At 58.1% G+C, this 26,555-nt stretch carries 14 protein-coding genes; 4 read left to right on the top strand and 10 right to left on the bottom strand.

The annotated features are described in order from the left end of the window. The first annotated feature begins 43 nt into the window (after positions 1-43). Complete coding sequence (locus Mal15_RS32975) at positions 44-1,261, top strand: hypothetical protein (RefSeq protein WP_147871618.1); 1,218 nt, start codon at positions 44-46, stop codon at positions 1,259-1,261. Positions 1,262-1,313: 52 nt separating this feature from the next. Here the strand turns inward: Mal15_RS32975 and Mal15_RS32980 are convergent, their stop codons facing one another. Further along, on the bottom strand, positions 1,314-11,165 hold the full coding sequence (locus Mal15_RS32980; RefSeq protein WP_147871619.1) for a Calx-beta domain-containing protein: 9,852 nt from the start codon (positions 11,163-11,165) through the stop codon (positions 1,314-1,316). Between Mal15_RS32980 and Mal15_RS32985 the strand changes: the two genes are divergently transcribed. Beyond that, on the top strand, positions 11,119-11,481 hold the full coding sequence (locus Mal15_RS32985; RefSeq protein ID WP_167547194.1) for a hypothetical protein: 363 nt from the start codon (positions 11,119-11,121) through the stop codon (positions 11,479-11,481). The two genes, Mal15_RS32980 and Mal15_RS32985, sit on opposite strands and share 47 nt — an antisense overlap. Positions 11,482-11,501: 20 nt before the next feature. Here Mal15_RS32985 and Mal15_RS32990 read toward each other — a convergent pair whose 3' ends face one another. From Mal15_RS32990 to Mal15_RS33030, 9 genes are all read right to left on the bottom strand, one after another. After that, on the bottom strand, positions 11,502-13,454 hold the full coding sequence (locus tag Mal15_RS32990; RefSeq protein WP_147871621.1) for a cytochrome c3 family protein: 1,953 nt from the start codon (positions 13,452-13,454) through the stop codon (positions 11,502-11,504). A 124-nt stretch (positions 13,455-13,578) separates the two neighbouring features. After that, positions 13,579-15,414: a biotin/lipoyl-containing protein gene (locus tag Mal15_RS32995; protein WP_199773776.1), complete on the bottom strand. Its 1,836-nt coding sequence runs from the start codon at positions 15,412-15,414 to the stop codon at positions 13,579-13,581. 39 nt (positions 15,415-15,453) lie between these two features. Next, positions 15,454-16,620, bottom strand: coding sequence for a sodium ion-translocating decarboxylase subunit beta (locus Mal15_RS33000; protein WP_147871622.1), 1,167 nt, complete (start codon positions 16,618-16,620; stop codon positions 15,454-15,456). 47 nt (positions 16,621-16,667) lie between these two features. Beyond that, positions 16,668-16,997 (bottom strand): OadG family protein, encoded by a 330-nt coding sequence (locus Mal15_RS33005; RefSeq protein ID WP_147871623.1) that lies wholly within the window; start codon positions 16,995-16,997, stop codon positions 16,668-16,670. 145 nt (positions 16,998-17,142) lie between these two features. Next, entirely contained in the window at positions 17,143-17,802 is a 660-nt protein-coding gene (gene pdeM, locus Mal15_RS33010; RefSeq protein ID WP_147871624.1) for a ligase-associated DNA damage response endonuclease PdeM, read from the bottom strand. Positions 17,803-17,827: 25 nt separating this feature from the next. Further along, positions 17,828-20,338: a ligase-associated DNA damage response DEXH box helicase gene (locus Mal15_RS33015; protein WP_233903182.1), complete on the bottom strand. Its 2,511-nt coding sequence runs from the start codon at positions 20,336-20,338 to the stop codon at positions 17,828-17,830. Continuing rightward, on the bottom strand, positions 20,335-21,933 hold the full coding sequence (locus Mal15_RS33020) for an ATP-dependent DNA ligase (RefSeq protein ID WP_147871625.1): 1,599 nt from the start codon (positions 21,931-21,933) through the stop codon (positions 20,335-20,337). The genes Mal15_RS33015 and Mal15_RS33020 overlap by 4 nt, the downstream gene beginning before the upstream one ends. After that, on the bottom strand, positions 21,930-22,970 hold the full coding sequence (locus Mal15_RS33025) for a ligase-associated DNA damage response exonuclease (RefSeq protein WP_315854309.1): 1,041 nt from the start codon (positions 22,968-22,970) through the stop codon (positions 21,930-21,932). Before Mal15_RS33025 ends, Mal15_RS33020 begins: the two co-directional genes overlap by 4 nt. 467 nt (positions 22,971-23,437) lie before the next feature. Beyond that, a complete protein-coding gene (locus Mal15_RS33030; RefSeq protein ID WP_147871627.1) occupies positions 23,438-23,653 on the bottom strand; it encodes a hypothetical protein in 216 nt (71 codons plus the stop codon). Between the two features lie 286 nt (positions 23,654-23,939). Here Mal15_RS33030 and Mal15_RS33035 point away from each other — a divergent pair, with 286 nt between their 5' ends. Both Mal15_RS33035 and Mal15_RS33040 read left to right on the top strand, forming a co-directional pair. After that, a complete protein-coding gene (locus Mal15_RS33035) occupies positions 23,940-25,436 on the top strand; it encodes a cryptochrome/photolyase family protein (RefSeq protein ID WP_147871628.1) in 1,497 nt (498 codons plus the stop codon). Between the two features lie 209 nt (positions 25,437-25,645). Then, a complete protein-coding gene (locus tag Mal15_RS33040) occupies positions 25,646-26,542 on the top strand; it encodes a hypothetical protein (protein WP_147871629.1) in 897 nt (298 codons plus the stop codon). The last annotated feature ends 13 nt before the right edge of the window (positions 26,543-26,555 follow it).

Here is a 26,555-nt window from a genome sequence, read left to right on the forward strand (position 1 = left end):
TCGCCAGAGCGTGGAGTGTACAAACCGTCGGAGCGTCGAAACCATGACACTAGCGAACGATGCCAGCTTTGTCGCGGTGGGCAAGCTGAACCGCTTGCTGGGGTGGACGACGCTGTTGATCGGTTTGGCGTTGGCGGCGGCATTGGATCCCTGGTTACTGAGCGCGGCTGATTCCAACGATGCGGACGTCGGCGTCCGCTTGGCGATCCGCCACGCTCACGGCGTGGTGATCGCGATGGCGTTCTTGCAGCTTGCGATGGCGCATCTGTTGGCAACGTCCGCGTTCAATCACCGGTCGCGGAAGATCGCCGCGTCGCTGACCGCGGTGGGAGCCGCCAGCTACAGCGCCGGATATGCACTCGCGCTCTGGCAACCGGCGTTTCACGCTCTGGTGCTGGTCGGCAGCCTGGTCAACTTCAGCGGCTTCGCATTCTTGTTGGGGGTCGGTCCGACGGGTGTCTACGCCCGCCAAATCAGAATGATCCTTCCGGTGGCCTGCTTCGGGATGCTGATGGACTTCATGGCGGGCCTGCGTCCGATCTTGCCCGAGGCCTGGATTCTGGAGCAATTCGGCAGTGAAGACGGTGTCCGCTTGCGGATGTTGCGTCTGGCACGGGTGGCGGCAATTGCGTTGTCGGTGTTGACCCTGCTGTACTACGGAATCGCCCGCCGCGCCGGCACCGATCGCGGCAAAGCTCGACTGGGCGGAATCAGCCTGGCGACCGGAGCTGTCGGCATGCCATTGATCTTGGCCCTCGCCTGCTTCACCAGCATGCATGTGAAATACTTGTTGGCCATCCCGTCGACCGCGGTCGTGGTCGGCGTGTACCTGGGATGTGTGTTTGCGTTCAAACAGGGTGGCCTGTTGGAACGTTGGGGTTGGTTATTGATCGCCGCATCGACATCGGTGGGGATGTTGATCGGGCTGTATGCCTTTGATGGCCCCTTTCCGACGCCGGAGTTCATGGGAGGCTACAACAACTTACCGCGTCGGCTGACACGCATGACACACAGTTACAGCATCGTGCTCGGCATGATCAGCATCTTCTTGGCACGAGAACTAGGCAATGGGCAAAACGTCAACGGGATCACGAAGATCGGCGCACGCATCTTTACCGTAGGCAGCGTCGTCATGCTGGCGGTGCTGCTGTTGCAGACCGTTATTGCAATGCCCTCGATGGCGTTACGAGCCGGACCGACTCTGGTTCTCGCCGGCATAACCACCTGCCTGACCAATCGTACGCGCCGGCAAATCAGGTGAATTCCGATGTTTAGCGCACAGAGATTGCCTTCAAGAAACCCGAACCCCGACGCTACGCCAGCGGTCCAAGCTCGACAACCAGATCGTCAGTGCCGAACTCTACATCATCTGATTCGGAGTCGTTTGCCGCGATAGTCGCAAAGATCGCGTCAGAAGATTTGTTTCTGGTGTTTACATGATCAATCGATTCATCGCTAAAAACAGTGTTTCCCGGCGCGAGAACCGATGAGGCCAAATCCTCGACAATGTCTTCCAGAGGATGACCATCTTCGATCCGTGCGACCCACATTTGATTGAGGATCTGCCGCAGGGAAGCAACGTCATTGTCGTAGACTGTCGAGCCAGCGATCAACAAATCAGAAAGACGATCATTGCGGTTGTGCAACTTGTCAGATCCTTGTCCACCGATCAACAAATTGTGACCAAGCCCTCCATCGAGGACGTCGTTTCCAGGACCTCCAACGACAGCATCATTTCCACTACTGGTATGCACTACATCATCTCCAGCTTCGCCGAAAACAAAATCGTTTCCTGCACCGGTATGAATCACATCCTTACCGTCTCCTGCATAGACCGTCACATCCAATCCGACGCGTGAACCTATCTTAACACGATCGTCTCCTGCCAGAAGCACGACGAACACGCCTTGCAGGTCGTCCAATTCCATGTCGTACCGTTGTTGACTGCTACCCAAGTTCAGTTTTGCTCGCAATTGATAGCTTCCCGATGAACGTCGCCCGCTATTCTGCGTCAGGTTCACGCGGTCTTTACCATCAGTCCCAATGATTTCCAAAACGCCTTCTTCGGTAACACGAACGCCGGCAACGTATGATGTAATTGACTTCGTGTCCGCTGCCCCCGACTGGTCTTCGACTGAAACGGTGATCACGAAGACCCCGCTACGATCATAGACGTGAACCGCTTCAAACGAGTCAATGATCTGATCAACCGATTCATCCGACAAGGTTGCCGAATGGCCATCCCCCCAGTCGACCAGAACACTGTGCGTGTCGCCGGCATCACGGTCCTGAAACAGACCGGAAAGCGTCAACTCACCGAAGCCGGCTTGTCTTTTGGCATCGTTTGAAAGCTCAAGTGAAAGGATTTCCGGGGCAGAATTCCCTCCTCCGTCATCGTCGGTCACGTCGACGGAAGCGTCAGCGGAAGCATAGCCATCAGCCGTCGCGGTGATCGTCGCGGTTTGCGTTCCATCGACGATCGCGTCATCCACACCGGTGATGGTGAAGGTGGCCGAATTTGCGTTGGCATCAATCGTGACCGTCGCCGGCACCGTCGCTTCAGTCGTGTCATTCGATGCAAGTGTGACCACCAGCACCGACGAGAGGTCGCCGTCGTTGCGGGTGACCGTACCGGTTGCCGTTCCGTCCGCTTCGGAAATGCTCGCCGGGTCGATCGTCAGCGTCAAACTGAGAGCGTCGTCATCGGTCACGTCGACGGAAGCATCAGCGGCAGCATAGCCATCAGCCGTCGCGGTGACCGTTGCGGTTTGCGTTCCATCGACGATCGCATCGTCCACACCGGTAATGGTGAACGTCGCCGAATTTGCGTTGGCATCAATCCTGACCGTCGCCGGCACCGTCGCTTCGGATGTGTCGTTCGATGCCAGAGTGACCACCAGTGGCGACGCGAGATCACCGTCGTTGCGGGTGACCGTACCGGTTGCCGTTCCGTCCGCTTCGGAAATGCTCGCCGGGTCGATCGTCAGCGTCAAACTGAGAACGTCGTCGTCGGTCACGTCAACGGAAGCATCAGCNCTAGCATAGCCGTCGGCCGTCGCCGTGATCGTCGCGGTTTGCGTTCCATCGACGATCGCGTCATCCACACCGGTGATGGTGAAGGTGGCCGAATTTGCGTTGGCATCAATCGTGACCGTCGCAGGAACGGTCGCTTCAGTCGTGTCATTCGATGCAAGTGTGACCACCAGTGGCGACGCGAGATCACCGTCGTTGCGGGTGACCGTACCGGTTGCCGTTCCGTCCGCTTCGGAAATGCTCGCCGGGTCCATCGTCAGCGTCAAACTGAGAACGTCGTCGTCGGTCACGTCAACGGAAGCATCAGCACTAGCATAGCCGTCGGCCGTCGCCGTGATCGTCGCGGTTTGCGTTCCATCGACGATCGCGTCATCCACACCGGTGATGGTGAAGGTGGCCGAATTTGCGTTGGCATCAATCGTGACCGTCGCAGGAACGGTCGCTTCAGTCGTGTCATTCGATGCAAGTGTGACCACCAGTGGCGACGCGAGATCACCGTCGTTGCGGGTGACCGTACCGGTTGCCGTTCCGTCCGCTTCGGAAATGCTCGCCGGGTCGATCGTCAGCGTCAAACTGAGAGCGTCGTCATCGGTCACGTCGACGGAAGCATCAGCGGCAGCATAGCCATCAGCCGTCGCGGTGACCGTTGCGGTTTGCGTTCCATCGACGATCGCATCGTCCACACCGGTAATGGTGAACGTCGCCGAATTTGCGTTGGCATCAATCCTGACCGTCGCCGGCACCGTCGCTTCGGATGTGTCGTTCGATGCCAGAGTGACCACCAGTGGCGACGCGAGATCACCGTCGTTGCGGGTGACCGTACCGGTTGCCGTTCCGTCCGCTTCGGAAATGCTCGCCGGGTCGATCGTCAGCGTCAAACTGAGAGCGTCGTCATCGGCCACGTCAACGGAAGCATCAGCACTAGCATAGCCGTCGGCCGTCGCCGTGATCGTCGCGGTTTGCGTTCCATCGACGATCGCGTCATCCACACCGGTGATGGTGAAGGTGGCCGAATTTGCGTTGGCATCAATCGTGACCGTCGCAGGAACGGTCGCTTCAGTCGTGTCACTCGATGCAAGTGTGACCACCAGCACCGACGAGAGGTCGCCGTCGTTGCGGGTGACCATGCCGGTTGCCGTTCCGTCCGCTTCGGAAATGCTCGCCGGGTCGATCGTCAGCGTCAAACTGAGAGCGTCGTCATCGGTCACGTCGACGGAAGCATCAGCGGCAGCATAGCCATCAGCCGTCGCGGTGACCGTTGCGGTTTGCGTTCCATCGACGATCGCGTCATCCACACCGGTGATGGTGAATGTGGCCGAATTTGCGTTGGCATCAATCGTGACCGTCGCTGGCACCGTCGCTTCAGTCGTGTCATTCGATGCAAGTGTGACCACCAGCACCGACGAGAGGTCGCCGTCGTTGCGGGTGACCGTACCGGTTGCCATTCCGTCCGCTTCGGAGATGCTCGCCGGGTCGATCGTCAGCGTCAAACTGAGAGCGTCGTCATCGGTCACGTCGACGGAAGCATCAGCGCTAGCATAGCCGTCGGCCGTCGCCGTGATCGTCGCGGTTTGCGTTCCATCGACGATCGCATCGTCCACACCGGTGATTGCAAATGCCGCCGAAGTGGCATTTGCTGCAATCGTGACCGTCGCCGGCACCGTCGCCTCGGATGTGTCATTCGATGCCAAAGTGACCACCAGTGGTGACGAGAGATCACCGTCGTTGCGGGTGACGGTTCCCGTCGATGTACCACCGGCTTCTGAGAGTCCGGTCGGATCGATCATCAGAGCCAGGGCGGGAATATCATCATCAAGGACGTCGACACCGGCGTCGCCGTTGATGTAGCCGCTTGCCATCGCTGTGATGGTTGCCGTCTGCGTTCCGTCAACGATCTGATCGTCTACACTTTGAATGACGAACGTTGCCGAGGCGGCATTGACCTCGATGCTAACCATCGAAGGCACCATTGCTTCACTGGTATCATTCGATGCCAAAGTGACCACGAGCGGCGACGACAAGTCGGCGTCGTTTCGAGTGATCGTGCCCGTTGCTGTCCCTCCAGACTCCGAAAAACTCGTCGGGGAAACTTCAAGTGAAAGAGCGAGAACATCGTTGTCGACATTGGTGACCAAAACATCCGTCGGGTTGATGCCACTGTAGTTTGGATCATCGCTCACGGTACTGCCAGTGATGATGGTGTAGCCAACATCTCCGTCGACGATGGCATCATCTTGCCCAACGATTTCAACGAATTGAGCAATATTCCAGTTTTCGGGCGTGAACGTGATCAGCCCCGTTGAAATGGTGCCTTCAGTTGAATTGCTGCTGACCAACCGAAAAGAAACATCTGCTGACGGCGCCGAACTGAGGACGACGGAGAACTCCGCCGCACCTCCACCTTCGGACGTGGTCAGCCCTGCAAACGGTGAGACGAGCACTGCTGCTTGCTCGTTATCCGTAACGGAAACATCAATGTTTGCGGAAGCAAATCCCGGGGCATCAGCGGTAATCGTCAACGATTGAGTCCCGTCAACGATTTGGTCGTCGATGGCGGTGATCGAAACGGTTTGCGAAATCTGACCGGCGGGAATTGTGACCGTCGCCGGAATCGTCACTTCACTGGTATCACCACTGGACAAATTGACCGTCAGTGCATCGGTCGTGACTGTATTGCGTGAAATGGTCAAAACAGCGGCATTCGCACCTGCGGTTTCGGCAAACGTGGCAGGTTCCACCGAAAGTGCGATTGTCGGCGTGCCAATTGTCAGAACGATGTCATCACCATCTCCGCCGAGGTACGAGATCGTCGCATCGACGCCGGGGGTCCCAAGGAAATCATTTATCGTGGAGCCTTCCGGGAGACCGGCAAATGTTCCCGCGCCTCCGCTGCGGCGAATGATTACAAATTCGTGGAATCCACTGGGGACATATCCATTCACTGCGGCCATGGAAAGCCCGATGTTGTTACCGAGATCGACGCGGCCGGATGCATCGATTTGATCGTGGTCGCCACCCGTCGTCCCGGGGCTCGAACCTCCAAACTCCAGCACAACGGGACGATCATTTTCGACGGAAACATTCCCATTGACTGTGAGCACACCGGGTGACTGGCCGGGCTGAACCGACGCTTGTAGCGTCAGCGAGGGCGCGTCGACATCCGTTCCAATGGGTGCATCATTGATCGTCGAACCGGTAATGGTCAAATGGTCGGTGACCGTCACGGTTTGCAGATTGATGACTCCCGAATCCGCTCCACCAATCTGAATCGAATTAAACCCATCGATCAAATTCCCCAGTTCGGAATCATCCAAATTGAAATCCCCCGCGGCTCCCCCCAGGCCGATGCTCGCGCCCGGTGTGCTAGGACTGATCGAGAGCGTCGCAGTCCCCGACACCGCCCCCTCGAGTGCGACCGAAGCCGCCGTGATGGCAACATTGCCAGTTTCCGAAGCGATCTGCCCGCCCTCGACCGGTGTCGATTGTTGGAACAGATAGACCGAACCAGAATCCGTGCCGTGGTCGTCATTTCCAAACGCACCGACCATGAGTGCATCTCCGCTGAACGCGACATCACGTCCAAACTGATCCTCGCTTCCGCCATCTTCGGCAAGCAGCTTTTCCTGTTCGCTCCAACTTCCTTGTGACGAAGTGAACACGTACGCCGCACCTGCCCGGTAGTCGAGTTCGCGATCATAATGCGCCCCAACGACCAGGGTTGTGCCGCTCAAAGCGATAGACCGTCCGAATTCGGCATTCAGACTTGAGTCTGACGGAACGAGCTTTTGGTCCTGCGTCCAGGTCGTTCCAGATCGCGAGAAGACATAGGCAGATCCGGAATTGCTCGACGGTGTATCGTCCGTCGCAGCTCCGATCGCGAGAAGATCGCCATCGATCGAAATCGCACGACCGAAATTGGGCGTCGCCGACGGATCGGCCGCTGTCAGCTTTTGCTGCAGGCCCCAATCCGTTCCGTCGTGAACATAAATGTAAACGGCACCGGAATTGGTCGCCAAATCATCATCACCGGCAGCCGAAATGGCGAGCGTGTTCCCATCGATGTCCACCTCGTTACCGAAGCCGTCTGAAGGGTCGGGGGCCGGTGCAACAAACACACGAGATTCACTCCAGACACCGCTTGTTCGGGTGAAAAGGTACGCCATTCCGGTATCCGTCCCGTTGTCGTCTTTGCTGCCCACTCCGGCGATCAGTCGGTCGCCACTGACCGCGACCGAGGCGGGGAAATGGTCTCCAGCCACGGCGTTTGAAATCGTCAGTTTTTGTTGCTCGGTCCAGATTCCCGACTGTCGCGTAAACACATACAAGGCACCGGCATCGATTCCCGCGGCATCATTTTTAAATGCGCTCACAACGATCGTGTCGCCGTCAATTGCGACCTCTCGTCCAAGTTGATCGCCGTTGGATGAATCACTCGCGATCAGCTTTTGTTGAAAAGTCCAACCAGTCGACGTACGCGTGTAGACATAAACCGCACCCGAATCACCTCCACCGTCATCGTCAAACGGGGCACCGACGACCGCGGTGTTTCCGTCCATCGCGACTGAAAGTCCGAACTGGTCGTTAAAACCGAGTGTCGGGGGTGGCAGAAGCGATTGGCCGCCTCCGAAGACCGCTTGGGAACCTTGAACAAGCCTGAACTCGCCCACACCGTCGGCGTCGCCGTCAGCGTGTGCCTCAAATCGTCCACCGCCGGTGGCGATGCGGTCGGCGATCGAGATATCCCCGCTGGACTGCAGTGACACGTCACCGCCCGAAGTCGCGATTGCGGCGGACAGGGAAATGCCATCGGCATCAATCGAAACCGAATCGCCGGAAGTCGTGACCGGCGACATCACACTCACCGTGTCGACGCCCGTCCCCCCAACGATCGACAATCCGGCACGAAACCCGGCCTCTGTCCCTAGGACACGGATTACGTCATCTCCATCACCCGAATCGATTGTCAGACGTGTGCCGGGACTGACAAACTGAAGTGATTCGCCGGCACTGGATGTCACCAGATTGTCGCCGCTGCCCGAATCACTCAGTTCGATCGTTTCCGATCCGCCCAAATAGGTCAGGGTGACATTCGCCGCGGAAACGGTGGAGACAATCAGCTCGAGTCCCGTGTACGTGATCGTTTCATTACCCGCGATCGAAATTGAGCCATCACTGGCACTGGCAAAGTTATAGGTCGCGTCAGAAAAACTACCGCCTTGAAGCACCAGATCGTCGTTCCCGGCGTCCCCGTTGAATCGTATTTCTCGATCGAAATTCCCAGCATTCAGATCCACAACGAGCGTGTCGGCGCCGCCACCCGCATCGATGACAATCCCCGCGGTGAACGACGCCTTCGGCACGGTAACGGTATTCGTCCCGCTGCCGCTAGCGCCCGGGATGTTGGTGACCAGGACGCGATCCTGATCGGTGATCACGATGTCGGTGCCAACGGATTCGATGCGACGACGATCGTCTTGTTCGTTTCCGGTGATCAGGAGATTGCTGTCTCCATCAACCGTAACATTTGCCGTTTCAACACCGGCCTGATAGCGCGCAACAATGGCGTCACCTCCGGGCGTGAACGCACGTCCCGCGACAAGGATATCGCCGTTCGACTGAAGCACTAGATCTCCGAGAAAGTCATCGCTGGCGCCGACCGCCGTTCGCTGAAGCCCCCCGTCTCCGAAGGAACCATCCAGGGTTCCGTCCGCGTTGTAGCGGGCGAGGCCGAAATCGAAGTTGACACCGTTGTTCACATAGCCTGCGACGACAATCTTACCATCGCTCTGGACGGCCACCCCTTGTGCCACGTCGTTGAATCCGTCGAAATCGGTTCGCACCCATCCACCGGAACCAAAGCTGGTGTCGAGCGACCCGTCGGCATGAAACCTCGCGAGTCCGAAATCAAAACCCGACGCGTCAGCGATTCCGCCGGCCACGAGAATCTTGCCATCGGGTTGCAACGTCAGCTCTTGGCCGAAATCTGACGAAAGGCCAAAATCCACCGCCACTTGACCAGCGCTTCCGAAGGTGGTGTCCAGCGAACCGTCCGCGTTGTAACGAACGAGAGCAAAATCAACGTTGCCGCTGACGGTGGCGTATCCCGCCGTCAAGATCTTCCCGTCATCCAGAACTTGTACCGCATAGGCGATATCATCACCGCCTGCAAAATCAGTTGTCAGCAAACTGTCGCCGTCAAATGAAAAGTCAGGCGATCCATCAGCGTTGATTCGCGTGAGCCCAAAATCGTAGCCGCCACCGGGACGCACACCGCCAACCAAAATCGCCTTGCCGTCGGCTTGTAGCGCTAGATCAAAGCCGCTGTCGTCACTGGTCCCGAACTCGATGATCCGCTTTCCGGATCCGTTGAAACTCGTGTCCAGCGTCCCGTCCACGTTGTACCGGACCAGGGAGAAGTCCCAGTCCGAGAACGATCCACTCCTGCCTCCTACCGTGATGCGTCCGTCAGCGGAGATGACCACACTTTGGGCTTCATCAATCCCGTTGGAACTCACTGCAGTTGTGACCGTTCCATCACCGCCAAAGCTGGGGTCCAATGACCCGTCAGGCAGATGCCGCGAGACCGCAAAATCCCATGTCTCACCCTGACTGCGACCGGCCACCACAATTTTTCCATCGTCGCCCACGGCCACGGCTTGACCCTCGTCCTGAGAAAAGTCGAGCGAGGTCGTGACCCAGCCATCGGTATCAAAGGTCGAATCCAGCGAGCCACTCGGATTCACTCGCAACAACGCCAGATCATGCGCATTGAAACTAGCGAAGTCGGGTACGGCGCTTCCGGCAACCACGATCTTGCCATCGCCCTGAAGCGTGACTCGGTTCGCATTTTCATCATTGCCTTCGAAATCGAAAGTCGCCTTACCATCGCCATCAAAAGTCGCATCGAGAGTCCCGTTGTTTAAGTACCGTGCGACCGCGACCTGAGTTTGACTAAACGACCCAGCCGTTCTGGCCGTGCCGACGGCAATAATGCGTCCGGCGTCATCGATGGTGACATCGCCCGCCGAATCGTTGTCGAACAAAAAATCAGTCGTCACGATTCCGTCGCTGTCGAAACTGCTGTCGAGCGAACCGTCCGTGTTTAATCGGACCACTGCAAATTCAAGTGCATCACCAAAACTACTCGTGCGAGCTTCTCCGCCGACCACAATTTTCCCATCGCCCTGAACCGCAACGCCCCCGGAACGATCTCCAAACGATGCGATGTCGATCGTTTGTTTTCCGTCACCACTGAAACTTGTGTCAAGCGATCCGTCCGTGTTGTACCGCACGACTGTGAAGTCTTCAGCGTCAAATGGTCCCGAGTATCCGGCAACCACGATTTTGCCCGATGGGTCGAACGCGACGTCTTGTCCAAAGTCGATGCCGGCGACGTCTGTTGTGACTTTTCCGTCACCGCTGAACGATGTGTCAAGATCGCCGTCAGGCAGAAAGCGAGCGACGGCAATGTCTCGAATGGTATTGGACGTGTCACGTAGTGAACCAACAACGACGATACGATCGTTGCTTTGGATTGCCATTTCCGATGCCGCAACACTGTTGGAATCAAACTGCGCCGCCGCCACACCCGAATCACCAAACGTTGAATCCAACGTCCCGTCGCTCAGGAACCTCGTCACCGCCACGCGAAGGATCGCACCATCTAACCGATCGCCACTGACAACGACCTTGCCGTCAGACTGCAACTCCACCGCTCGACCAAAGATCGGAAGTCGCGCAACACCCTGATCACCAAACGTAGTGTCTATTGATCCATCAACGTCATAACGAACTAGTGCCCCGCCGCTTGACACGGCAACCGTTCGCCCGCTGCTGTCGATCGTCGAATCGACCAACTCCTCGAACCGTCCCTCACCTGAAGCAAACTCTGTCGACACGATCCCTGCCGACCCAAAACTCGGATCAAGCTCTCCAGCCAGTAGATCGCGTCGTTCCAACGTCTCGCTAAGCGAGCGACGCCGACGTTGCTTGCTCGATTGACTCGTGACCCGTCGACGTATCCGTGATCTACGCCGGTCCCTGATTGAATCTACAACACTCGCGAACCTTCGCACCAAACCTGAGTTGAACATCTTGCTTCCGGTGACAATCGAGAGAATCGGTTTCAACATGAAATGGGAGCGTCATCAGTTTTCAATCGACTCACCGCACTCGCGTGCAGGCATTTCTGCTGATCAATGGGAGCAGCCAATGTATCTGTACGAAATGCCAGAAGCAACTTTGACCGAACGTGTTGACCGGCAGGGTTCCGTCGGCGCTCGTGCAGCTCAAGACATTCACCATCGACCGCCCCCCGCGCTCGGCCTTAAGCCATCACCCCCCAATTTAAGGGCCGCTTTGCTGCTGTCCGCGATCTTCAATCAGCTGTCCACTGCAAACCATTCCGCACTTGAGTTCGCCACCTCAATCACCAACAGCAGCGATTGAATACGATGGTCTGTGTGTGGCTACTCCTGCAGATAGACCGGTCGGCCGTTGCGTTGCTGTGTCAGAAACCCGAAACGGGACCGGTCCAGAAGGCCATCCGGGCCGATCAACAACGCCTGACGCGAAGGTAAACGGCTCTGCAGCAGCGTTTGGTACTCGCGACGGAGCGATGCGGCGCGTTGCTGCGGCGAGGCGAGGAAGTCGTACTGCAGCGGCGCCGCCCCCGGAAGTGATTTGTACGCGCGTTCGGAAATCAGCCGGATCGCGTCGTAGGGATCCTCCATGCCCAGCAGCAGATAGAACGACATCCAATCGGTCCCGGATGCTTCGCGCGCCGGTTGCCACTCCATCGCATTGACCTGCAACACGCGCTGTGCCGCATCGCCGCCCAAAAAGTACAGCAGCGAAGCGGCCGTGACCTGCTCGATGGGTGCCAAGTCGGGTTTGTCGTGCCCGTACCAGTCGGCAAGAGACGTGGCGGTTTGCTCCAGCGTGTGATCCAGGTGACAGAGGTTGCAAGCGTTAGGCCGGCCGGTGTCGATCGTCGTGGCCACCGACGGACTGGAAATCGTGTGCGATCGAATCGTTTTAAGAATCCCGTAAACGGTGTGTGGCATGTGACAATTCATGCAGCGACTTCCCGCCGAGTCGATCGGGTGATGCGTGTGTTGCGACCCCAGTTCCGCGTACTTTGGATGACATTGCAAGCAGGCAGCGTCGCCCCGCATGTCGGGCTTCAATTGGTCGTCTTTCCATTCAGACTGCAACGACAAATCCTGCTGGTGCATGGTGTGACACGACAAACAGGCCAGTTCGCCTTGCTGGAAACACTTGGACTCGATCATGCCGGTGTAGTCGCGTCCCGAAACCCGCACTTCACCGTCAGGCCAGAAGTGACCGTGAAACTTTCCCGGCATGGCGTTGAACCTTTGAAAGGTTGGGCTGTCCCAATTTTCTTCGCTGCCACGGACGACCTGCAAGAAAAACGCCTCTTCCAGATTATCACCGGGACGAAACTGACGGCCCTGTGTAAAAAACTGTTCTTGATCGGCGGCGTTGTCGATGTCGACCATCATGATGCCGTGACATTGGCCGCACAGGTCCGAACGCGTGCTCGCCGGCAGGTTCTTGGGATTGACAATTTCGTCGACAGCCGGCCCGGATCCCTCCAGCCTCTGCGGCTTGGCCGGACCGGAGCTGTGAACGATGATGTGTCCTTCGCCCGGCCCGTGACACGCTTCACAACTGATTCCAAACTCGCTGACCCGTGTGTCCCAGGCAGATTCATTCGGCTGGGGCCGTGTGCGGGGATGGGTCGAATGACATTGGCAACAGGTTTCGTTCCAGCGTCCCAACTCGTGCTCCTTATCCATGTTGGGCGGCCGAAGGAACGCGCTCCGCCGAGGGATCCAGCGCTGCTGGTCGATCAGGAACAGAATCGGCAATTGCGCCGGCGTTTGCTCCAACCCGGACTCGTACCAAAAGATGTGCATGTGGTGCGATCCGGTCATCAAGACCAACCGGCGCGTCAAACGATCCCCATCGGCGATCGGGTCGTTTAGCTCGACGAAGAATTCGTCACCGCGACGGCTGAAGCGGTAGACCTGCCCTTCCACTTGCACCTGGCTGCCGTTGATCGCCGCCGGAGCCGTTGCCGGCGTGATCGGCTGGGTCATCGTACGATGATACGAGGTGTGCCATGATTGATGGTAGTCTTCGTGACAGGGCTTGCAGGAGTCTGACCCGACGTATCCGCTGGTGCGGTCGATCACGGGCTTGGCTGCGACCAAGGTGGTTTGTTCGCTCGGCGACACCGAAGCAGCATCGGGAGTCGGGCCGGGCATCTCGCGGGTCATCGGATCGGGCGTCGCGTTCTGCCCTCCGGTCGTGCGAGATCGCGGCCGGGTCAAGCCCCACGCCGTGATCGCGACCACGACGATCACGATCGCCGCCCACGCGTATTTCTTGCTCATCGGATCACAACCATCGTCTCCAAAAAATCAATGCAGAATCGACATCAAGCCGACGTTGCATCCTAATCGACGGCAGGCGATCCGTGTTTGTGGTGACGGATAAGTTGACGGCGAATCGGGCAAATCAGGACTTGATCGTCACCAAAACTTGCCCGGTGGTGACATGGTCACCGACCGCGACGCAGACTTCATCGACCGTTCCATCGACGGTGGATTGAATCTCCATTTCCATCTTCATCGCTTCCAGGATCAGGATCGGTTCGCCGGAATGCACGTGATCGCCCGGTTGCACCAGCTGTTTGAAAACGGCGCCGGGCATTTGCGACTTCACTTCGGTCACTGCACCGGGAGCTTTCGCGGCTTGCTGTTGAAGCGCGGTGGCGGTTTCAGGGCGAATCGCGACCCGAAACACGCGATTGCCGACGGTGACGACGTCGCCTTCAAAGGCCATGCGGATGTCTTCGCCGTCGACGGTGACCGTGTACTCAGCCGGCCCGGTCTGCCGCTTCGCAGCCACCTTGGATGCCGTGGGGTCCTTGGCTGCTTCGGCCGATCGGTCGACCTTTCGCACCCCCACCTCGGCCTCGCCCTTGAGAAACTTGATGCCCTTTTCTTTGCATGCGGCGGTGATAAAGATGTTCTCGTCGGTCACCGGCAACCCTTCGTTTTCCAACACCGCCGTCGCCGCGGCGATTCCCTTGGACGGATCGGCGTCGTTGATCTCGAGCGCCGGCCGGGTCGTCGGCTCTAACTTGAGCTGCTCGGCAGCCAGTCGAACGACATCGGGATCGGGATCGACCGGCGTTTTCCCAAAGTAGCCGAGCACCATCTTTCCGTACGGTTCGGCGATCTTTTTCCAAGGCCCGAACATCACGTTGTTGAACGCCTGCTGGAAATAAAACTGGGACACCGGTGTCACCGAAGTCCCGTACCCGCCTTTGCGAACGACATCGCTCATCGCCAGAATGATTTCCGGGTACTTCTCCATGATGCCGTTGTCGCGCAACATTTGGGTGTTCGCGGTCAACGCGCCACCGGGCATGGGACTCCAGGGAATCAGCGGCTCGACCGCGGTCGCCTCGGGCGGCAAGAAGTAATCGCTCATGCAATCCTTAAAGACCTCTTCGGCCTCGCGCACTTTTTCGACGGCGACATCCAATTCATAGTCGCTGCCGCGAAGGGCGTGCCACATCACCAGAATATCCGGTTGGCAGGTTCCTCCCGAACAGGGCGCCATGGACAAATCGATGGCGTCGGCGCCGGCGTCGAGCGCCGCTTTGTTGGCCAGCACGCTGACGCCGGCCGTCTCGTGCGTGTGAAAATGGATGAAGGTCCCCGCGGGCAGCATGCTCCGCGCCTGCTTGATCGTCTCGTAAACCTTCGACGGCACTGCCGTCCCCGACGCATCTTTAAAGCAAACAGCGTCAAAGGGAATTTCGGCGTCAAGGATTTGTTGCAACGTGCGAGCGTAAAACTCCGCGTCGTGGGCACCGACACATCCGGGTGGCAATTCCATCAGCGTCACGCAAACCTGGTGTTTTAATCCGGCCTGAACGATGCACTTGCCGCTGTAGATCAGGTTGTTGACGTCATTGAGCGCGTCGAAATTGCGGATCGTCGTCATGCCGTGTTTCTTGAACAGGTCGGCATGCAGTTTCACGATGTCGCTGGATTGTGATTCGAGTCCGACGACGTTGACGCCGCGGGCGAGTGTTTGCAAGTTCGCGTCCGGACCGGCGGTTTCGCGAAAGGCGTCCATCATGTCGAACGCATCTTCGTTGCAGTAGAAATACAGCGATTGAAATCGCGCGCCCCCTCCGGCTTCGAACCAGGTGATCCCCGCGTCGCGTGCCGCTTCCACGGCCGGCAGAAAATCTTTGGTGAACACGCGGGCGCCGTAGACGGATTGAAACCCGTCGCGGAACGCGGTGCACATGAAATTGACCTTCTTCTTCGACACGTCAGTTTTCCTCGTTCTCAAAATCCGCTCAACAAACAATTACGTGAGCACCGCCCACAACACACCCGCGGCGATCGCCGAACCGATCACACCCGCGACATTGGGTGCCATCGCGTGCATCAACAAAAAATTGTGCGAGTCTTCCTGTTGGCCCACCATCTGAACCACGCGTGCCGAATCCGGAACCGCGGACACGCCGGCGGCCCCGACCAGCGGGTTGATCTTCTCTTTCAAAAACAGATTCATGAATTTGGCGAACAAAACGCCGCCGGCGGTCGCGATCGCGAAGGCCAAGGCGCCGAGTCCGAAAATCAGCAGCGACTGTCGCGTCAGAAACGTGCTCGCTTCAGTGCTGGCGCCGACGGAAAACCCCAGCAGGACCGTGACGATGTCGATCATCGCCGTCCGCGCCGTATTGGCCAACCGCTCGGTGACCATACTCTCCTTCAGCAAATTGCCGAAAAACAACATCCCCAACAACACCAGCGCACCGGGCGCGACCAGGGTGCAGATCAAAAACGCCGCGACGGGAAAGATCATCTTTTCACGACGCGACACCTTGCGCGGCGGCTTCATGCGGATCAAGCGTTCTTGACGCGTGGTCAACAATCGCATGATCGGCGGCTGGATGACCGGAACGAGCGCCATGTAGGAGTACGCCGCGATCGCGATCGCGCCCAGCAATTCGGGTGCAAGCTTGGACGACAGAAAGATCGCAGTCGGCCCGTCCGCCCCGCCGATGATCCCGATCGCACCGGCCTGTTTGAGATCGAAACCCAGCCAAATCGCACCCAGGAACGTCAAAAAGACACCGACTTGGGCCGCAGCACCCAGCAACACCAGTTTTGGATTGGACAACATCGTGGAAAAATCTGTCATCGCGCCGATGCCCAAAAAGACCAGCGGCGGGTAGATCCCCCAGCTGACACCGAAATAGAGGTAACTCAGCACGCTGCCCGGCTGATAGACGACCTGGCCGTCCTCTAACACCCAGCGGTGCATGTCGTAAACGCTTAACGACATACCTTCGATCAGCGGGACGTTGCCGACGATCGCTCCCATTCCGATCGGCACCAACAGCAGCGGCTCATAGTCTTTCGTGATCGCCAAGGCGATGAACACGATCCCGATCAAGATCATCAGGATGTTACCGAGGCCGATCGACCAGAAGCCGGTCGTTTTTACAAACTCAAGCAGGATATCCATCGGTTTCTTTCACCATCCACGATGCCAACCATTGTCGCCTGTCAGCCTTAACCATCTCTGGCTGATGGACCGTCTTCGCTCGCACATTGCTTCTGAAACTCGGTGTGCAACACAAACCCGATCGCCGCCAGAACGGCTTCCTCACCACCATCCCGGTCTTTTGACTCGGTCCGCTTTCGATGCCGCTCGACCGGTTCCGGATAGACTTTGGCAACCGCAGCAAGAATCCGTGGCGACGCCGCGATGAACAGACTGATCAAGATCAACGCCAGCATCACAATCAACATCCCCGCCACGGCGATCGAGATGCCGCGCAGGGCTGTCTCGTCAAACGCCAAGAGGTTCCCCATTACCGACAGGGTTTTGGTCGCAAGCATGTCCGCACGTTGTGATCGTCAAGAACAAAAAGCAAGAGCCGGAGACGCATCATAGCGGGATTGCAACAACGGCAATTCGTCGTCCCGATGAAATTGAAGCATTTCTCTCCGATTGCTGCCCCTGTCCCCGCACACGACGGCCGGGTTAATACGCATGCACTTCATTGCCCGCAATGAACCAGATCCCGTCGTTATGGCGCGGGCGAATCACATGCGTTCCGGTAAACTCTCCGATCGCCGGTAACACCAGACATCCGGCCGAGTGCCAGAAACAGGGGAACACCCCTGCGGACTCGCGACCGCTGCGAAAACGGATCGCCGGATGCAGATGACCGCACAGGTACAGCTCCGCACCCTCAGCAGGATCCATGGGATGATGTCCCAGCGCGACCGTACCGATTCGAAAACCCGGCTGGCGAACCTCGATCGACCATGCAGCTGGAAGTCGACCGACCTGGGCATCATGGTTTCCTGGAATCAGCGAGCATTCCAAGTGTGCGAAATCGTCAAAAAACGCGTCGACGTGTTCGCGCACCTCGGCTGATAATGACGACCGTGCATGAAAGAGATCTCCCAGAACGCATAGCCGGTTTGCACCGGTTCGACGCACAACACTCGCGATGATCGACAGTGTGCCCTGCGTGCTGCCGACCGGAACTGGGATTCCGTGATGACGAAACGTTGCTTCTTTTCCCAGGTGCGTGTCGGCGACCAACAGCATGTCTTCGGCAGGCCAATACATGCAGCGTTGGGCGAATAACCGAAACGAGTGTCCGGCGAGTTCGATGGCAAGGGTGTCGGGCATTAGTTTGTTCGCCAAGATAATGGGTTTAACTCTGTTTCTTCTTTCGAGATGACGACCGATCCGCCGCTTTTTCCAGTTCCGCTTGCATCCGCGCGACACGATCCCGCAATGATTCGCTGCTGACGCGTTCTCGCAACTTGTCAACCAACAACGGAAAGGCAAGCGGCGTGACCTTGCGGGGTTCTTGAATCCGAATTCGACTTTCACCGATACGATCCAGCGCCGCGAACATTCGATTCGCTTCCAGTTGCAGGTCCAGCACCTCGCGACGACTCTGCTGCAGCAACAGATTGTTGGGGTCGTATTGACAGAAAACGTCGAAAAAGAGATTGCTGCTGGCCTGCAGATGGCTGGCCTTTTTTTGTTGTCCCGGATACCCCGGGTGAATCAGTCCGGCGACACGAGCGATTTGGCGGAATTGACGTTTTGCCATCTCCGTCGCGTTCATGCTGTTGGAAAGATCACCGATCAAATCCTCGGTCGAAAACAATCCGCGATCGATCGCTTCGGCAAGGTCGATGGGGTGTGGCGATTCCAGCACAAGCCCGTAATCATTGCACGCCATCGTCAGGGTCGTTTTCTGGTAGCGTGAGATCCGGTAGGCGAACAAGGCGGCCAGCCCTTCGTGGACCAATCGGCCTTCAAAGGGAAACAGGAACACCTGGTATCGTCCGCGCGACTTGATCCTCTCAATCAGCAACTCGTCCAGCTTTGGCAGAATGCTCCAACGTTGTTGCAGCTCCAACAGGTTTCGAAGTGACTTCATCTCTCGGCCAGCCAACTTACCCGCTGCCGCCTCGGTGATCTTCCGCCGCAGTGCGGCACTCAGTTCGCTGGAAAGCGGAATTCGACCGCCCATCCAACGCGGCACGGCATCCGGAGTTCCCGTTGCCCGCTTGACGTAAGCGGCATTGTCTTTGATCCGCACCAGCGACAGCAAGCGACCGGCGAACAGGAATCGATCACCGGGTTCAAGCTTCGACAGGAAATTCTCCTCGGCGCTGCCGAGCGTCGTTCCTTTCAGATACTTCACCGCCATCGAAGCGTCCGAAACGATCGTCCCGATATTCATTCGATGGGTCGTGATCGTGCGACGGTCACTGACGTGATAGCGTTCACCGTCAACCTTGACGCGATGAAAATCGGGGTAGGCATCCAATGAAGAACCGCCTCGAACGACGAAGTCCAAAACCCACTGCCACTCTTGTTTGCTGAGTGATTGATAAGCGTAGGCGGACCGGATCTCGTCAAGCAGTTCTTCGGATCGAAAACCTCCCCCGATCGCGATCGTGACGACATGCTGGGCGAGCACGTCGAGCGGTTTGTTGATCAGGGGACGTGCTTCCAAGTGTCCGGATCGAATCGCGTCTTGTGCGGCCGCCAGTTCAATCAGCTCGATCGCGTTGGTCGGCACGAATGCCAGACGACTCTCGGCACCCGGCTGATGTCCGCTGCGGCCTGCCCGTTGCAACAGACGCGCGGCACCCTTGGGGCTGCCGATCTGGACGACCAGATCCACCGCGGTAAAGTCGACTCCCAAATCCAGACTGCTCGTGCAAACGACGGCCCGCAGCGAGCCCTCGCGTAAACCGCTTTCCACCCAGCGACGAACCGAACGGTCCAGCGAACCGTGGTGCAGTGCGATCCGCCCCGCCCAATCCGGCCGCTGTGCCAGCAACTGCTGGTACCAGATTTCCGTCTGCGAGCGCGTATTGGCGAAGATCAACACGCTGTTGACCTGTTCGACCAACTCGGCCACCTGGGGGACCATTTTGGTTCCAATGTGTCCGGTCCAGGGGAAGCGATCGATGTGATCCGGGATCACCGACTCCAGCTTCAATCGCTTGCGTTTGTAGCCTTGAATCAAACGGGTCTGGTATTCGGAATTGATGCCCAGCAGCGATTCCCGCGCCTGGTCCAAGTTTCCCAGCGTGGCCGAGACGCCCCAGGTACGTGCCTTCGGATTAAGCCGACGCAGCCTCGCAAGAGCCAATTCGGTTTGGATCCCGCGTTTCGTGCCGAGCAACTCATGCCATTCGTCGACGATGACGGCTTCGACGCCGGCAAGCTGCTCCAACAACCTTTCATGCGTTAACATCAACGACAGACTTTCCGGCGTCGTGATCAGCGCCGTCGGCATCCGTTTCAGTTGCCGCGCTTTCATGCTGGTCTTGCTATCACCGGTCCGCGACTCCAACCGCCAAGGAATCTGCAAAGCGTCCAGCGGCGAGCGAAGCGAACTCTCGGTGTCACCGGCAAGGGCACGCAGCGGCGTGATCCAAATCACCTTCAACGGCGGCGGTCGCTTCGGATTCCATTTCGATCGATCCGGATTCTCCCGCATCCATTTGAGGATCGGCCCCAACCAGACGGCCAACGTCTTGCCCGTGCCCGTCGCAGAATGAACCAGGCCACTCAACCCCTGTTGGTAGGCTCGCCAAACACTTCGCTGGAATCGAAACGGTTTCCACCCCAGCGACGCAAAGTAGCGGTCAACGGCCTGGGCAGGCGTTTCGTTTTGGGTGTTCTGCGTCACGATTCCGGCAGCAATGCGAGTAGTTCCGCCAGCGTGTTCGCATCCTCGGGGCGTTTGTCGTGCCGCCAACGGAGGATCCTTGGAAATCGTGTCGCGACCCCGCTCTTGTGCCGGCCGCTCCGCTGCAGTCCCTCGAACGCCAGTTCCATCACCAACGTCGGAGTGACGCTTCGGACGGGGCCAAACGAGTCGTTGGTGTTCTGTCGCACGAATCGATCCACCTGACGGATCTCTTGATCCGTCAGCCCACTGTATGCCTTGGCGATGGGGACCAACTGGTCATCTTGCCAAAGTGCAAACGTGTAGTCGGTGAACAATCCCGATCGGCGACCGTGACCTTTCTGTGCATAAATCAGCACCGCGTCGATGGTGTGTGGGGCGACTTTCCATTTCCACCACGTGCCGCGAACGCGACCGACGTCGTACGGTGCGTCCTTCTTCTTCAGCATCAATCCTTCGGCGTTTTGCCCGCGACTGGTCGCTCGCGTTTCCGCCCACACATCCCAGCTTTCTCCTTCGATCAATTCGGTCGCGGTAAGATGCGGATGCTCGATCGATGCCAGTGTTTCTTCCAAGCGATCCCGGCGCTCGGCATAGCCGAGCGAGCGAATGTCCTGGCCGTGATGCTCCATAATGTCGAAGGCATGGAAGACGACGGGCACTTCGGCGAGCAGTTTTTTACCGACCTTCTTGCGACCGATCCGGCGCTGCAATTGAGAAAAGGGCAGGACCGGACCGCCGGGAATCGCCGCCAAGATCTCACCGTCCAGTACCGTTCCATCGGGCAGCGATTCGGCCGCCGACTCGATCTCCGGCCAGCGATTCTCCATCAATTCCTCGCCACGCGACCAAAGAAAACTCGCGCCGGACCGACGGATAATTTGCCCACGGATCCCGTCCCACTTCCACTCCGCGACATACTCCGACGCGTCACCCAGAACCTCAGGGCCCCTGTCGATGTCGATCGGATGTGCCAGGCAAAAGGGGTACGGCTTGCTCGGAACCGCATCCCCGGTCGCCGGGTCGATTAACGACGCAAACGCATCGGCCGACGGAACGAAATCTCCCATCAGCCGGTGAGCAATCACATCAACGGGCAGCCCGGCGTGGCCGGCGATCGCCCGGGTGACCAAGCGTTTGCTGACACCGACGCGAAAGGCGCCGGTGATCAGCTTCATCACCACCAACCGCATCCGCGCGGGCGTGTCGGCCCAAATCCGCAGCACCGCCTCGTGCTGCTCCGCTTCGCTCATCGAACCCAGTGGCTTCAACCGGCACTCGACCCATCGAGTCAACGATTCGTCGGTTGGCGATTCCCCTGACGGGACGACCAGCGAAAACGTTTCTGCCAGATCGCCCACCGCGTGATACGACTCTTCGAACAACCACTGTGGAATCCCGGCCCGCTGGGCGGCCCAGTCCCGCAATAGGGCAGTCGACACAAGACGTCGAAGTTTATTGCCGGACAGGAAATAAGTCGCCCAAGCGGCATCGGACGGAGCGGCGTCGGCGAAGTAGAAAACCATCGCCGCGATCTTCTCGTTGGTCTTCGTGGTCGAGTCGAGTTCGTTGTACAGTTGGGCGAATCGAATCATCCTGTCGACTCGTCGGCTGGTGGGATCGCATCTTCATCCTCCTCGCGTCGTCCTCCCGATTCTAACGCGTGCGCTTCGCGGCCGTTCTCGTTCAGAAAACGCGCCACCGCGGCGGTGTAGCCATGTGTCGCCCAGACGGTCTCCGGATCGCACTGGTCGATCGCTTCCAGCAACGATTGCCAATCGACGTGGTCGCTGGCAACAAATCCTCGATCCATTGCCCGCCGTCGCCTCGATCCACGCACCGCCATCCAACCGCTGGCCATCGCGGTGCTGATGCGGCCGAACCGCCTGATCCATGGTGTCCCGTGTGCACTCGGAACCGCCACGACCATCGCCCCGCTCCAATCCGGTTTCCCCTCGACGCTGCCGACATAGCGAGTCTCCGGCAACGCCACGCCGGTCTGGCGATAGGCTTGCGTTCCCTTTTCGACCGCGCCATGGGTGAAGATTGGCCCCAGGCTCGGATCCAAGCCCGCCAACAACGATTGGCTTTTGCCGACCGCATACCCGTACAACACGCAACACTTTCCGTCGTCGCGACAGCGCCGCCACCAACGATTGATTTCATCACGAACGCAGTCCGCCGGAGGCCACCGATAGATCGGCAAGCCGAAGGTTGTTTCGGTCACCATCAAATGACATTTGACCGGTTCCCAGGGCTGGCAAGTAGGATCTTGACTCAGCTTGTAATCACCTGTCACCACCGCGATCTTGCCGCGATACTCCAAGCGAACTTGGGCCGAGCCGAGCATATGGCCGGCAGGGTGAAAGCTGACGCGAACACCACCGATCAGAATCGATTCGCCATACGGAAGGAACTGAAACTCCGCCTCCTCGCTCAGCCTCATTCGCAATAGCGTTTCGCTCGGTGCGGCAGCGAGATAGCGGCGACACCCCCACCGTGCGTGATCGCTGTGGGCGTGTGTGACGATGGCACGATCGACCGGTCGCGTCGGGTCGACATAGAAGTCGCCCGCCTCGCAGTACAACCCTCTGGACGTCGGCCGTAGCAAGGGTGCGAAAGTCACCGCCACCGGGGTGCGGCGCGACCGCCGCTCGTGATTTGATGTCGGACGGTTCACGCCAAAATCTGTTTCAATCGTTGCACCGCTGGAATGCGGTTGATCACTGACGGACTGGGAAACCTCTCCCCACATTCATGTTAGCGAACGAAGCAGGGGGCCGAGAGCGAATCGGAAATGCCGAACGCCCATCAATAAACCGATGCCCGAGCGAACACCGAATCCCAGCGAACCGACAGGCTGACCCTTGATCCAAAGATCGAGCCTGTTTTCCGTTCGTACCAGCACTTTCCCGGTCTGTTTGAGACGCGATCGAAGCGAGGCTCCGGGACCCGTATGGCGGGCCGCATAGACAAGCGAACGCATGTCTGGGAAGTCGACGACGATCGATTCCGGCCCCGCAGAAACCGAAAAACGGTGTCCGTCGACCTCGCATTGGACCGAACCCGCCACCGTCAGCGACCTGCGATGACTCACCTTCACCCCGCTTGGCCGTTGATGCCGTCGCGGGTCGAGATGCGGAGCGTTCCGTTCATCTTCCAATGGGCGCTCGGTGCATTCGGCGCCGTCGAACTGGGAACGTTCAACTCAAAATTGTCAAACGAATAGCTGATTTCCGCGTTGCGACCGGTCAGCTTGTCATACAAACCGATTGCCAATTCGGGCCAGTTCTTCGTGTCGTTTGTTTCAGCCATGTGCTTTCTCCGTGTTTAGTTGTCTGACGTAACAGTGATTTTCGTTACCCGGCGGAACTTTAGTGCTGGGTCAACTCTCGATGCCGGGGGAAATCAGAGGTAGCGGAACTCGCCAAGAGTTTCGTTCCCCGGCGAATCGCCGAATCGTGTCTGACGGGCTGCACGATGACGCGCTGCGGTAACCCGACGCACAACAACCCGACGCACAACCATTCTCCATCCACTACAGTTCCCCACGGTTCCAAGGCCTTCTGGGCCGCTCGATTTCCCGCCCGAGGTAACGACGTTGATCCTGGCCATCCTTCCCAATCAATTGTTCTCCGATCACCCGGGGCTGCGCGAGAAACCGTCGAAGGTCGTCTTGCTGGAAGACGCGCTGTTTTTCGGCGACTGGCGTTATCCGGCCAAGTTCCACAAACAGAAACTTTGGCTGCATCGTGCTTCGATGAAACGCTACGAATCCGAAGTGAAGGACAAAGGGTTTTCCACGCAGTACGTCGACTATGACAAAGACAGTCCCAAGCTCGTCGATCAACTCCAAAAGGCGATGTCGCCAGAAGAACGCAAGGGCGAAACTCTTGCGATCGCACATCCCACCGATTTCATCTTCGAAAAGCGACTGCGCGCGGCTTGTGACGAGTTGCAAATGGAATTAAAGATTCTCCCCAACCCCGGTTTCCTGAACACGCCGGAGCAGAACAACGAGTACCGATCCGACAAAAGCCGCTGGTTCATGGCAGACTTCTACAAATGGCAACGGAAACGACTGGACGTCTTGATGGACGGTGACGATCCGGTCGGCGATCAGTGGAGTTTCGACGAGGACAATCGCAAGAAGGTCCCCAAGGAACTGCTTTCATCGCTTCCGCCGATCCCGAATCCCAAACGTGACGCGATCGACGAAGAAGCAGTCAACTATGTCCAAGAGCATTTCGGAGACCATCCGGGGGAAATTGACACCCTTTATTACCCGACGTCCCGAGCTTCGGCGCGGTATTGGCTGAGTCAGTTTTTGGAAAAGCGACTGGGCAACTTTGGCGACTATGAAGACGCGATCGTCCAGGGTGAATCGTGGCTCTGGCACAGCGTGCTGACGCCTACGCTGAACATCGGACTGCTGACGCCGGACGAAGTGCTGCGAAAAACGTTGTCATTCGCCGAGGACCATGACGTGCCGCTGAATTCGCTGGAAGGGTTCGTGCGTCAAATCATCGGGTGGCGGGAGTTTATTCGCGCGACCTATCAAGACTTGGGCGTCAAATTGCGAACGACCAACCACTGGAAACATCACCGGCCGATGCCGGCGTGTTTCTACGACGCGACGACGGGCATCGAGCCGATCGACGAAACGATTCGGCGCGTCTTGCAAACCGGATATTGCCACCACATCGAACGGCTGATGGTGCTGGGTGGATTCATGTTTCTTTGCGAAATCGATCCCGACGACATCTATCGCTGGTTCATGGAAATGTTCGTCGACAGCTATGACTGGGTGATGGTGCCCAACGCGTATGCGATGAGTCAAAACGCCGACGGCGGGCTGATCACGACCAAACCTTACTTTTCCGGATCGTCCTACATCAAGAAAATGAGCCACTACAAGTCGGCACCGTGGTGCGACACATGGGACGGACTTTACTGGCGATGGATCTGGAACCACACCGAAGAACTGGGAAAAAATCCCCGCTGGGCGATGATGTGCAGCATGGCGGAAAAGATGGACCAGCAGAAGCGCGATCAGCACCTCGAGAACGCGGAGCGGTTTCTGGAGGGTCTGGAGTAGGCGTTGGTGTCTAGCCTTCAGGCGACCGCTTTTCTGAGTGCACTCGCCCTTCCGGGCCGTCGCCCCTAGAACTCACCGCGACGACCTAAAAAGGACGTCGTAATTTCAGACCGCTCATCCGGGGCTAACATTTGATGAGGCGATCGCAATGGAGTACCGTAGGTGCTTCCTTTGCCTCACGTACGCTCGCGTTCATCGAGACCTTTTCCGTGATTCCACTTCGCTTGCTCGCCGTCCTTGGGATTGCACTGCTATCCCTCCAATCTTCCAGTTCCGCGGCGATCATCAACGGACTGGATCCGACGCGACATGATCGATTCTCCAGCGACGGCTCGATCAACCCGACGTTTCTGATGGACGAATCGCAGCTTTCCGGTGTGGCGTTGCAACGCGCCGTGTTGATCACCCCGCGTCACTATGTGTCCGCCGCGCATGTTCACACCCCTGAAGTGACCTTCCGCGGCACCGATGGAATTGAACGGACCTATCAATCGACGAGTGCACAGGACTTGACCACATCGCTCCCCGGCCAAGGGCCCGTCGGCAGCGACATCCGTGTTTACACGCTCGCCTCGGACGTCGACCCAAGCATCGTGCCAGTTCCGATCGTGGTAGGAGATCTGAACGTCTTGATCGGACAGACGTTTTTCGCCATGGACAACCAGATGCGGGCCGGTCGCAACGTGATCGATGCGATTGATATCGCGGAGTTTGATTCCGGTGGCGGCGACACCTGGACCATTCGGTTTTCTTACGATACCGACGCCAACGGCGGGACGGGTGGCTTGGGCCGTGACGAGATCGGACTGCTCGGCGGCGATTCTGGCAACGCCGCGCTAATTGAGATCGACGGTCAGTTGGGGCTGATCGGCACGCACATGGGAATCGAGGTCCCGGAGGGCTCGAGCGCTCCGGCGGGCGATCGCTACGACAGTTTTTCAACACTCGTCGGGGCCTACGAAGACCAGTTGGCCGACCTGGTCGCCGCCGACGGTCAATCGTTTGGAACCATCACGGTGGTCGCGATCCCCGAACCGACGTCGCTAGCTTTTTTGATCGGCGTGTTTGCGTCGGGTGGGCTAATGCGACGACGCGGGCGTCGATGACTTGAGAAGATGC

The organism is Stieleria maiorica, from assembly GCF_008035925.1.
Classification (GTDB): domain Bacteria; phylum Planctomycetota; class Planctomycetia; order Pirellulales; family Pirellulaceae; genus Stieleria; species Stieleria maiorica.

Bases quoted from the DNA above. Each gene is read 5' to 3' on its own strand.
- Mal15_RS33005 (WP_147871623.1), bottom strand. From the start codon at position 16,997: ATGCTTGCGACCAAAACCCTGTCGGTAATGGGGAACCTCTTGGCGTTT.
- Mal15_RS33000 (WP_147871622.1), bottom strand. From the start codon at position 16,620: ATGGATATCCTGCTTGAGTTTGTAAAAACGACCGGCTTCTGGTCGATC.
- Mal15_RS33030 (WP_147871627.1), bottom strand. From the start codon at position 23,653: ATGGCTGAAACAAACGACACGAAGAACTGGCCCGAATTGGCAATCGGT.
- Mal15_RS32990 (WP_147871621.1), bottom strand. From the start codon at position 13,454: ATGAGCAAGAAATACGCGTGGGCGGCGATCGTGATCGTCGTGGTCGCG.
- Mal15_RS32975 (WP_147871618.1), top strand. From the start codon at position 44: ATGACACTAGCGAACGATGCCAGCTTTGTCGCGGTGGGCAAGCTGAAC.
- pdeM (WP_147871624.1), bottom strand. From the start codon at position 17,802: ATGCCCGACACCCTTGCCATCGAACTCGCCGGACACTCGTTTCGGTTA.
- Mal15_RS33020 (WP_147871625.1), bottom strand. From the start codon at position 21,933: ATGATTCGATTCGCCCAACTGTACAACGAACTCGACTCGACCACGAAG.